This is a genomic window from Zhongshania sp. (assembly GCF_041623545.1).
GTDB lineage: Bacteria > Pseudomonadota > Gammaproteobacteria > Pseudomonadales > Spongiibacteraceae > Spongiibacter.
Genome location: NZ_JBFJWS010000103.1, coordinates 1 through 10,102, shown reverse-complemented (window position 1 = coordinate 10,102; position 10,102 = coordinate 1). Strand labels below are relative to the sequence as shown.

Here is a 10,102-nt window from a genome sequence, read left to right as displayed (position 1 = left end):
CGTTTGCAAACCGTTAACGACGGGGTAGAACGCGATGGGATGTTCTATTTGTTTAGCCTGCGCCTAGTACCGGTTTTCCCCTTCTTTTTAATTAACATGCTAATGGGCTTAACGCCGATAAAAACCCGGCAGTTTTACTGGGTGAGCCAGTTAGGCATGTTGCCTGGTACGGTGGTATTCGTTAATGCGGGAAGCCAGCTAAGTGAGTTGACGAGCTTGTCGGGTATTTTGTCTCCTACTTTGCTGGCCTCCTTTGTTCTATTGGGTATATTCCCTTTTATAGCCAAATGGCTGTTAGCGCTTATTAAGGCACGTCGAGTCTATGCCGGCTGGCAGCGGCCGGCCAAGTTTGACCGTAATTTGATCGTCATTGGTGCTGGCGCAGCGGGACTGGTAAGTGCCTATATTGGCGCGGCAGTAAAAGCCAAGGTGACCTTGATCGAAGCGCATAAAATGGGGGGAGACTGCCTGAATTACGGCTGCGTGCCGAGCAAGGCCCTCATTAAAACAGCCAAGGTGCATAATCAGCAGCGACACGGTGACGTCTATGGCCTAGAGCCTCATGCGCCGGCCCTTGATTTTAGAAAGGTAATGGCGCGGATTAAGGCGATAATAGCCCAAATAGAGCCCCATGACAGCATTGCCCGCTACACCGATTTAGGGGTTGAGGTCATTGCAGGCTATGCCAAGCTGGTAGATCCGTGGACGGTGGAAATAGCCTTGAATAATGGTGGCACCCAGCGCCTCAGTGCGCGCTCAGTGATTATTGCAGCCGGTGCCCAGCCGGCCATACCGCCCTTGCCAGGGCTGGATGAAGTTGGCTATTTGACGAGTGATACCCTGTGGGACGCCCTCGCTAACCAGGTGGAGCCACCTAAGCGCCTTGTGGTGCTGGGGGGCGGCCCTATCGGCTGTGAGTTGGCGCAGGCCTTCGCGCGTTTGGGATCGGGGGTAACCCAAGTTGAGATGTTGCCGAGGGTGATGATTCGTGAAGATGACGAGGTTTCGGTCGCGGTCACCGCGTCGCTGACCGCAGACGGTGTAGCGGTGCTGACGAACACCAAGGCGCTGCGCTGCGAGCAAGCAGACGGGCAAAAACAACTGATTATTCGCAATGCCCTCGGCGATGAGGAGACGATTGTCTTTGATACCTTGATTTGCGCTGTAGGCCGCAGTGCGCGGCTCACTGGCTATGGTCTTGAGGCACTGGGTATTGATACTGAGCGAACAGTTAAAACCAATGATTATTTAGAAACCATCTTCCCTAATATTCTCGCCGCGGGGGATGTTGCTGGCCCGTATCAGTTTACCCATGTCGCCGCTCATCAAGCGTGGTATGCCGCGGTAAATGGCCTGTTTGGCAGTTTTAAAAAGTTTAAGGCCGACTATTCAGTAATTCCCTGGGTTACGTACGTTGACCCGGAAGTGGCGCGTGTCGGATTAAGTGAGGCGGAAGCGAAGGAGCAAGGTATTCCCTATGAAGTGAGTCGTTACGGTATTGATGATCTAGATCGGGCGATATGCGATAGCCAAGCCGAGGGCTTTATCAAGGTGCTTACGGTACCGGGTAAGGACCGCATTTTGGGGGTGACGATAATGGGCGCCCAAGCTGGCGAACTGCTTGCCGAGTATGTTTTAGCCATGAAACATGGTTTGGGACTGAAGAAAATTCTCGGTACCATTCACAGCTATCCCAGCATGGCCGAGGCCAATAAATACGTGGCCGGAGAGTGGGGGAAATCCCATGCGCCGGAATGGGCGTATAAATATTTGGTGGCGTTTCATCGCTGGCGTAGGAGTTGAGAAGACTATGTTTAGGACCGTAGGATTTATTTTTCTAATGGTATTGTGTCCCGCGCTTTATGGCGCGGACATATCTCATAGCCAGTGGAATCAATTACTCCAGGACCATGTGCGCATGGGGCCACGGGGGCAGCAAAGCCAAGTCGATTACGCGGCGATGAAGCGAAACGAGGCTGTATTGGATGAATATTTGGCGCGGCTGGCCGCGGTCTCAACGTCGAACTTTGCTACTTGGTCTGACGATAGCCAACTTGCCTTTTTAATCAATGCCTACAATGCTTGGACGGTAAAGCTCATTCTGTCTCGTTACCCGAAAATCGATTCGATTAAGGACATTGGTTATTTTTGGTCCTCTCCGTGGAAAAAAAGCTTTATCCCCTTGTTGGGTGAAAACAGAAGCCTTGACGACATTGAGCATAAATTGATTCGCGGTACCGCCCGTTACGGGGAACCCCGTATTCATTTCGCTGTGAATTGCGCCAGTATAGGGTGTCCGGCTTTAGCAAACAGGGCATATAAAGCTGAGACCCTAGACAGTCAGTTGGAGACTGCCACCCGTAATTTCTTAAGCGACCGGCGGCGTAATGGCATAAGTAAGGGAGTTTTATTAGTTTCGCCGATTTTTAAGTGGTACGTACAAGATTTTAGTAAGGGCTGGCAGGGAGCGAGGTCACTACGTGAATACCTTGCTATTTATGCTAAAGCATTGGGATTAAGTGATGGGGAAAAGGCGCAACTTATTTCCGGATCACTTGCCATAGACTACAGTAAATACGATTGGGCCCTAAATGACGTGGGTAAATAAACATGCGCGTGAGCGACTCGGATGTCGTGCTGTCGGTCATAATACCGGTACTGAATGAGGCGGAAGTGCTGCCTTCGCTGTTGGCTGAATTGGCAACGCAGCGTGCAGAGTGCCAAGATTTGGTCGAAGTGATATTTGTTGATGGTGGCAGCAGCGACGCGTCTCTTTCCTTAATTGCTGACAGTGGGTTTCGCCTTTTGTCGGGCCCTCGGGGTAGAGCCAAACAAATGAATTTTGGCGCCGCGGCTGCGGCGGGAAGCCACCTGTTATTTTTACATGCCGATACCCAATTACCTGAGTGCGCATTTGAGCGAGTTAATAACGCTTTACGGAGCGGCTTGTGGGGCCGCTTTGACGTGCGTATTAGCGGTGATGCCCAAATGTTCAAGGTGATTGCGTGGTTTATGAACTGGCGCTCGCGGCTAAGTGGTATTGCGACAGGGGATCAGGGAATATTTGTTCGCGAAACCACGTTTATTGAAGTCGGTGGTTTTCCAGACCAGCCGCTGATGGAAGATATTGCATTGTCTAGCTTATTGCGTGAGCGAGCGGCCCCAATGTGCTTGCGTAATAAAGTTGAAACCTCTGGGCGGCGCTGGCAGGAAAGGGGGATATGGCGAACCATTATACTTATGTGGCGCTTACGCTATCTTTATTGGCGGGGCGTTCCCGCAGAGCAATTGGCAAGCCGTTATGAATAGTTCCCAGTGACAAGCATCGCTCCCCGCCTCATTCTACAATTGTTTGCTAAAGCGCCCCTTGCCGGTTTAGCGAAAACCCGCTTGATTCCAGCCTTGGGTGAAGTTGGCGCGGCGGCTTTAGCCAAAAAAATGCTGCAGCATACCTTAGCGGAATGCCAAGAGGCTGAGGCGCAAAGCGATATTAATTACCAGCTTAAACTTGAACTCTGGGCGACACCTGCCGTTAGTAAGGTGGCATGGCGGGATATCAACATCCCGACTTCAGCCAAGGTCTATACTCAGGTGGAGGGTGACTTAGGTCGCCGTATGGGATTTGCCGCCGAGCAAGGCTTGGCGCAGGCGGCGGGCATTATTTTACTCGGGAGTGATTGCCCTGCGATTTCATTGGCGAGTTTGCAGTGGGCAGCCAATGCTTTACAGAGCCATGACAGCTGTATGGTGCCGACCTTCGATGGTGGTTATGCCTTACTTGGGCTACGGCGCTATACACCACGCCTGTTTGCGGACATACCGTGGAGTACGGCGGAGGTGGCTAGCATCACCCGTCAACGTTTGGCTGAATGCGGTATGAGTTTATTAGAGCACCCTAAAGTACATGATATTGACGACGCCACGGACTTGGTTCACCTCCCCGAGGGCTGGCTGTGATTACTGGGTGGCATTGGCGATGAACGCCCAGGGCCGATTAATTTCCCGTTTTCTCGACAATCTTGCCCCAGGGCGGCTCGATTGGATTGGTTTGCGTCCAGAGCGCAGGGCGCCGATGGTCGCTGTTGAACACACACTGGCGGTTGCGGATCGCGGCTTACAGGGTGATCGGCGCATCGTCGGCAGTAAGGGCTCGGCGCGGCAGGTGAGCCTTATCAGCGAGGAGTTCATTCAGTCGATTGCCATGAATCTGGGGCAAGAGGTGATTTCACCCGCGCAGTTGCGCCGAAACCTAGTGGTGTCGGGGATTAATCTCAACGCCTTGCGTCATCAGTATTTTCAAATTGGCGAGGCGGTGTTTCAAGCAACGGCGCTGTGTCACCCTTGTTCGCGTATGGAAACGACCTTGGGCCCGGGCGGTTTGGTGGCGATGTTGGGCTACGGCGGTTTGTGTGCAAAAATAATTGAATCTGGGAAAATCCGCTGCGGTGATGCCGTGGTGTATTTGCCGCCGGGCACCTACCAAGATCGGCAAATGAGCTTGTACTAAACGGGTTTTCGGTTACGGTTGTTTGGCGAGTTGCCGAGCAAAAAATGCCCAAATTTCTTCAGGTCCATTTAGCTCGATGCTGGTGCGACCTAACAGTCGTGGCGCTCGGTAGCTTGGCTGCGGGATTACATGGCCTCCCTCGTTAATTGTGTACAAAATGACCTCGGCTCGGCCTCGTTCGCGCCAAGCATAGTAATGGCTGCTGGTGGGGTCACCGGCGAGGGTATTTTTAAAGTGTTTAATTTCGCTTGGACTGCCGTTGTAGCCTGCTAAATGGGCGAAGTATTCGGCAGTGCTTACAGCAGATTTCACCTTGCCGCGATCACCAAATTCAAAACCAAAACTAAAGAGGCTAACTTGGCCGCCGTAATAGGGGTTAACTGGGTCTTCGGTGCCATTCATAATTAATACCGGCACGGCGCTGCCCGATTCAATACAGTCGAGATTGTCGGCACTTGGCAAGTTGGCGGCAATGGCGGCGATTGCTGCCACACTTTGCGGGCGCTCTAGGGCAAAGCGAAAGCCTAGTTGGCCACCATTGGAATAACCGGCAATAAAGGTTTTGTTGAGGTCAGTGTGCAGGCGCTCGTGTAAGTGCTGTCGTATGGTATCGATAAACCCCAAATCGTCAATATTTTCAGTGCGGGCGGCGTAACTTGCGATTTTACGGCAGTCATTCCAGTGGTTTTTATATCCCTGCGGATAAACAAGAACAAAGCCGTGTTGTTCGGCCAGCAATTCAAATTGGTAGCCGCTGGACTCACGAATGTCGGCAACGGTTTGCATCGAGCGGTGCAGCATAAACACCATTGGTGCCTGCTCGCGAAGCTTTTGGGGAATATAAAGACTGTAATTGCGTTGCTGCTCACCCACTTGAATCGTAATGTCTTGCAGCTTATAACTACTCGCTGGTGGGGCGAGAGATGGCGTGTAGCCATAATAAATTAGGCTCACCACGCCGCCGAGTATTGCGAGTATTAGGCATGAACGAATGATGTTGTACTTTGACATTGATGCCTACAGTAAGTGGTTTGCCGGCAATTATAACGCGATTCTGAACAGCAGATCTAAGCTAGAAATAATACTCCAGTGCCAGCTCCACATAGCTGTCGCGTCGAATGGAGTACAGTGGATCGTCGCTTCGCGTGCTACGGAAGTGGTAGAACTCACCGATTAGACGAACGGAGTCACCTAGCCGCGTGCTGGCCTCAACGACGGCACTACGGCTATTGGCATCGTCTAAATCCTGGCTGATACCAAACAAAATTTCCGTTGACGCGATGTCATTCAGACTTAATCGCCCGCCACTAAAAACATCATTTTGGAAGACCCCGGCCTGTCCGGTGCTGCGGCTGTCGTAGGAGTATTCCAGCAGCACGCCTAAATCCCAAAAGCGGCTATTGATGCCGGTAAAGGTGTATTCAAAACCGGCGGTGCTGGCATTCATATCTTCCGCTAGTGAATGCCCTAATCCGCGGCGGTGAATGGCTTCGAGTTTCCACAGCCAGTCGCCGCTAATATATTGAGCGTCGATGCCACTCTGTTCAATTAGCGGGTAATAGGGCGCAAGCGCAAAATCACTGCCACTGATAATAACTTCATAGAGTGGTTCGCGGGAGGTGCCTTGAAACCACGACAGGCCTAGATTCCAGTCGCCTAAATAATGACTCCAGCGCAGGGCGTAGTCGATATGCTCGTCTTCCTTATCACTTTGATATCGCTCTTGGTTGTTGAGCGTGGCGGGGGTGGAGCGCAGTCGTCCGTCTTGCCCTGCGAATTCCCTTGGCCGAAAATGTGGCAGGATAAACGCGTCTATCACCCCCCAGCTTTGAATACTGGCAAAGTGAATCATTGGCTGGCCGAGCTTGTCTTCGCCGTCGGCAGATTCAACAAAATCAGTTTGATTAATAATGTCGACCAAATGCTGAGATTCAGTCACGCCCCAGAATACCGTGTTAATGCCTACAGTTAACTCCCAGTCCGCGCCAACATGCTGCCAATAAAACTCCCGTAGGTCGCCATGCTTGCGCTCTTCATCTAGTGAGTCGTAGCGATAAAAAGCTTTAATATTAAAACTATCGTCGCCGTCGTTCCATTGCGTAAACCACTCTGGCGCGATCACCGCCGATACCGTTTCAGAACCCTGCGCGGGGTCGGCGGCTGACATGGGGTACGCGCGGCCCTGTAGGCCGATATAGCCGAGCAATTCACTGTGAGCGAATAAGGGGCTTAGGGATAAGGCTGCAAGGCCTAGGCGCCGCAAAGATAAAGAGAAATGCTTCATAAATAGGCTCTTAACGTGCGCGCTTCAGGCTGTTTTCAGTAAAGTCGCTTTCGTCTAAACCGGTGCCAAATTGGTAGTTGCGTAAATACACTTCAGTGCGGCGCTGATTTTTGTGATTGAGCATCGACTGTTTGGTTGGGCGCCAGAATTTGTCCAGATGTAGCTGGTAGTCCGATAAGGTGAGCGTTTTAAGCAGGGTGTCTTTGCGGTCGTAAAAATCGATCTTCAGTGCTCGATAGTGAGTCTTGTCAATCCACGAAATTTGCTTGCTATAGCCTGAATATTCATCTCTTGGTATGGATTCAACAACGAAGCAATCTTGGCCATCGAGAGTCTCGTCGCGCAACCAGCGGTAGTCGTATTGTTCAACTTCAAAGGAATTTAAGTCTTCGTAAGCGAATTCGCTGCCCATAAAGGGGCCAGATTTGTTTTTGGACGCGATGCGCTTAACTCGTTTAAGTGCCGGTAAATACAGCCATTGATCGTCCATAGCATTGGGATGGGTGAAACTGAGGAACGCAGTGCCTTTAATATCGTTGGGGCTGTCGAAGATGGTCATGGACTTGTCCCCGTCATCGATGACCTCTAGCGATAATACCCGCATTTCCCGACGGCTTTCGCGCTTGCCGCTATGCAGCACCATTTCCATTTCCGCGCTATTATCGACCCAGCCGCGATCGCGGGCTTTCATCTCTTTGGCAATGCTCAGGCCTTTTGCTTCAGGCTTGCTTGTTGCAGTACTTTGCTCTTGGCCATTGCTTAACGGCGCAGTACATAGGCACAGCGCATAGATGATCGGGGCGATAAAGTTATTTTTTATGGTCATGCTGGGGGCTCCAGGCAGTCGGCGAATTATTATTGCCGATTATACATTTGAATGTGGCTGTGAACTTAAAGCATAATCCGAGCATAAATCAAATTTGATTAGATTGTGTGCGGGCGCTCAGTAGTGCCCGTATACAGCTAAATCATAATAATAAACAGGGGAGTTACCACTGGCTATGGCCATTCAAAACAATAAATTTGTCGATCGAGTCGATCGGTCATTTGGCTATTTAGCGGATTGGGCGGTGCACCACCGCAAATTGGTCCTATTGTTGTCCCTAGTCATGTTGGGCTTGGGCCTATATTTTGCGGGTATGGTGAAGAGCGATAATAGCCTTGACGCCTACTTTGATAAGAGCGACCCAACGTATATTGCCTATAGCGAATATCTCGATGAATTCCTGTCTGACGAAGTGACTTATATTGTGTATCGGGTGCCGGATCGAGAACACGGCCCCTTTAATATTGATGCTATGCGCCAAGTGGCTCAGCTTAGCCAGGCGTTTGCCGACGAAGTGCCCTATGTTCGAGACGTGATCAGCTTGCCAACGGTTGAGTTTATCCGCGCTGATGGTGACTCGATTACCGTTGATGAACTCATGCTCGACTTCCCTGAGACGCAAGCGGAACTATTGGATTTGCGCACAGAGGTTTTAGGGCGGCCGCTGTATGTGGACTACATCATTAATGCCAAGGCTGATTACGCTGCGATTATTCTGGAAATGGAACGCAGCAGCGTAGACCCCTTAGAGAAAATCATTTACGACGAGGCCAAAGGAAATCAACTCGACAATCTCTACCCTCAGGTAAGTGATATTAAGATTCGTGAGATTCTTGCGCGTCCCGAGTATGCGGGTATTGATTTTTACTTGACTGGTGATGTGCCGATGAACTCGGCGTATAACCATGTGTTTATGGAAGACGCTGCCATCGGTACGGCGGTGACCTTAGTGGTGCTGGCTGTTCTGTCGGCCATTCTATTTAGGGCAAGTGTCATCGCCTTGCTTGGCCCGCTAGCCGTCGTAGTGCTTAGCATTGTTATGGTCATGGGCATGATGGGGGCCTTTGGCTGGGTACTTGGCCTGTTCTTCGGTATTGTACCGACCTTGATCTGCGCGGTTGGTGTAGCTCAGTCGGTGCATATTCTTCTCGAATTTCAACGGGCCCACGCAGAAACCGGCGACCGCCAAGCTTCTGTAAAAGCGGCTATCGCCAAGGTTGGTGGTGCGTGTTTATTGGCATCGATTACGACCGCCGTTGGCTTTTTGGTGATGACAGTGTCACAGCTCAAGGTCCTGAGTGAGATGGCCTTATACGCGGCCTCAGGGGTGATTTTTACCTTTGTATTATCGATGACTTTACTCGTTGTGGTTCTGTCGTTTGGCAAGAGCACTAAGACTACAATAAAGCCCAACCAAGTAAAAACCACGGTATTGCCGATAATTTTACGCGCAGTGGAAGCGTGTATTGCGATAAACCTCAAGCGTCCAATGCTGTTGTTAGTGATGGGTGGCACAGTACTGTTGGTGTCCTTGATTGGTGTGACCCAGATCAAGGTGGATTTTAATTTTCTAGAAGACTTTAAACCCCACGTTGAATGGCGTCAGCATACCGAGCTGGCCGAAAGCGTCATGGGTGGGATTCTCAACGTCACCTACATCATTGATACCGATGACAGCGAGGGGGTTAAGCGGCCGGACGTACTAAAGGCCATTGAGGGCATCCAGCAATTTGCAGAATCCCAGTCCTTGGTCAAAAAAGCCTATTCGGTTGTGGATATACAAAAAGACCTAAACCGCAGTTTTCATGGCGATGACCCAGCGTGGTATCGATTGCCAGAGGAACGGAATTTAATTGCTCAGTACTTCTTGGTTTATGAAATGTCTGGGGGTGAAGAGCTGCAGGAATTTGTGTCTCAGGACTACAGTCGCACGGTGATGGAGTTACGTGTGGAGATGACGGGATCAGCGGCGATTACCGAGCTACTGAAAACGATTGATGACTATATAGCGGCTAACCCCATTCCCGATGCCGAGATTCGTAAAACGGGAATTGGCCTAATGTGGGTGAAAATGGGCGAATATATTGCTGATACCCAGCTTTACGGCTATAGCCTGATTTTCATTATCGTTGCGGGGTTTCTCTGCCTCGCCTTTGGTTCGGTAAAAGTCGGTATGCTGGCGATGATTCCAAACTTAGCGCCAGTGATTGTGGTGTTAGGGCTTATGGGTTGGCTGGGTATCCATCTCGACTATATGAAGTTGCTACTGGCGACCATCGCCATAGGCATTGCGGTAGACGATACCCTACATTTAGTTATTCGTTTCCGGCGCTGCTTTTTACAAACCGGCAACTACCGCCGCGCGCTAGAAGACGCCATGCGAGATGTGGGGCCGGCGCTGTTAATTACCACGGTTATATTGTTGGGTGCCTTCTCCTGTTATTTATTGTCGAACTTGGCGATTGTTTCCAGCTTTGGCATTTTG

The 10,102-nt window shown here is 50.8% G+C and carries 9 protein-coding genes; 6 read left to right on the top strand and 3 right to left on the bottom strand.

Going from position 1 to position 10,102, the window contains the following annotated elements; genetic code table 11:
• The 5 genes from ABYT30_RS10730 to ABYT30_RS10710 form a co-directional block, all read left to right on the top strand.
• The coding region (locus ABYT30_RS10730) for an FAD-dependent oxidoreductase (RefSeq protein WP_373096404.1) at nt 1-1,803 on the top strand (1,803 nt) is incomplete at its 5' end.
• Between the two features lie 7 nt (nt 1,804-1,810).
• Nucleotides 1,811-2,608 carry a DUF547 domain-containing protein gene (locus ABYT30_RS10725; protein WP_373080685.1) on the top strand — a complete coding sequence of 266 codons (798 nt, stop codon included), beginning with the start codon at nt 1,811-1,813 and terminating at the stop codon, nt 2,606-2,608.
• A 2-nt stretch (nt 2,609-2,610) separates the two neighbouring features.
• Nucleotides 2,611-3,309, top strand: a complete 699-nt coding sequence (locus ABYT30_RS10720; protein WP_373080683.1) for a TIGR04283 family arsenosugar biosynthesis glycosyltransferase — start codon at nt 2,611-2,613, stop codon at nt 3,307-3,309.
• Nucleotides 3,310-3,315: 6 nt separating this feature from the next.
• A complete protein-coding gene (locus tag ABYT30_RS10715) occupies nt 3,316-3,957 on the top strand; it encodes a TIGR04282 family arsenosugar biosynthesis glycosyltransferase (RefSeq protein ID WP_373080682.1) in 642 nt (213 codons plus the stop codon).
• Between the two features lie 19 nt (nt 3,958-3,976).
• Nucleotides 3,977-4,507: an MOSC domain-containing protein gene (locus tag ABYT30_RS10710; RefSeq protein ID WP_373080680.1), complete on the top strand. Its 531-nt coding sequence runs from the start codon at nt 3,977-3,979 to the stop codon at nt 4,505-4,507.
• A 12-nt stretch (nt 4,508-4,519) separates the two neighbouring features.
• Here ABYT30_RS10710 and ABYT30_RS10705 read toward each other — a convergent pair whose 3' ends face one another.
• The 3 genes from ABYT30_RS10705 to ABYT30_RS10695 form a co-directional block, all read right to left on the bottom strand.
• Nucleotides 4,520-5,518: a PHB depolymerase family esterase gene (locus tag ABYT30_RS10705; protein WP_373096402.1), complete on the bottom strand. Its 999-nt coding sequence runs from the start codon at nt 5,516-5,518 to the stop codon at nt 4,520-4,522.
• 61 nt (nt 5,519-5,579) lie between these two features.
• Complete coding sequence (locus ABYT30_RS10700; protein WP_373096400.1) at nt 5,580-6,791, bottom strand: hypothetical protein; 1,212 nt, start codon at nt 6,789-6,791, stop codon at nt 5,580-5,582.
• A gap of 10 nt (nt 6,792-6,801) precedes the next feature.
• Nucleotides 6,802-7,617 carry an outer membrane lipoprotein-sorting protein gene (locus ABYT30_RS10695; protein WP_373096398.1) on the bottom strand — a complete coding sequence of 272 codons (816 nt, stop codon included), beginning with the start codon at nt 7,615-7,617 and terminating at the stop codon, nt 6,802-6,804.
• Between the two features lie 175 nt (nt 7,618-7,792).
• Between ABYT30_RS10695 and ABYT30_RS10690 the strand changes: the two genes are divergently transcribed.
• Nucleotides 7,793-10,102 (top strand): RND family transporter (locus ABYT30_RS10690; protein ID WP_373096396.1); only part of this gene is annotated, 2,310 nt, incomplete at its 3' end.

Coding starts and splice junctions, on each gene's coding strand:
- ABYT30_RS10720 (WP_373080683.1), top strand. CDS start 2,611: ATGCGCGTGAGCGACTCGGATGTCGTGCTGTCGGTCATAATACCGGTA.
- ABYT30_RS10710 (WP_373080680.1), top strand. CDS start 3,977: ATGAACGCCCAGGGCCGATTAATTTCCCGTTTTCTCGACAATCTTGCC.
- ABYT30_RS10705 (WP_373096402.1), bottom strand. CDS start 5,518: ATGTCAAAGTACAACATCATTCGTTCATGCCTAATACTCGCAATACTC.
- ABYT30_RS10695 (WP_373096398.1), bottom strand. CDS start 7,617: ATGACCATAAAAAATAACTTTATCGCCCCGATCATCTATGCGCTGTGC.
- ABYT30_RS10700 (WP_373096400.1), bottom strand. CDS start 6,791: ATGAAGCATTTCTCTTTATCTTTGCGGCGCCTAGGCCTTGCAGCCTTA.
- ABYT30_RS10725 (WP_373080685.1), top strand. CDS start 1,811: ATGTTTAGGACCGTAGGATTTATTTTTCTAATGGTATTGTGTCCCGCG.